The 414-nt window shown below is 49.3% G+C and carries 1 protein-coding gene; it reads right to left on the bottom strand.

Going from position 1 to position 414, the window contains the following annotated elements; genetic code table 11:
* A partial coding sequence (locus Xedl_RS20110; RefSeq protein ID WP_279625386.1) for a group II intron maturase-specific domain-containing protein occupies positions 1-414 on the bottom strand: 414 nt, incomplete at both ends.

Here is a 414-nt window from a genome sequence, read left to right as displayed (position 1 = left end):
CTGCATTCCACCATGCTCCACGCTGGTTACATGCCGAACTCCACGCTCGTTGTTCGGGTAAACCCGCTGCCATTAATTTCTTGGCTCGCGTGTATGGACGCTTCCACTGACGCCATAATAAACAGCGTAGTTTCCGGTTTATCCAGCTGTCCAGCTCCTCCAGTACGCCTTTTACCGCTGTGTATCGGAAGTAGCTTATCCAGCCTCTTAGCACTGGAGTTAACTCATCAATGACCCGTTTGACTGATTTTGAACAGTGACCCGTTGTTAGGTTACGGATTTTCTCTTTTAGTCGACTGATGCTGCTGCTCGCGATTTTCAGGCGAACGCTTTTGTGCCAAGTTACGCTGTACCCTAAGAACTTGCGTTCCCACGGTCTCGCAACCGCACTTTTCTTCTTGTTGATACTCAGTT

It is taken from the genome of Xenorhabdus eapokensis, assembly GCF_001908105.1.
The sequence above is the reverse complement of the archived record's forward strand: the minus strand, read 5'-3'. Positions and strand labels throughout refer to the sequence as shown.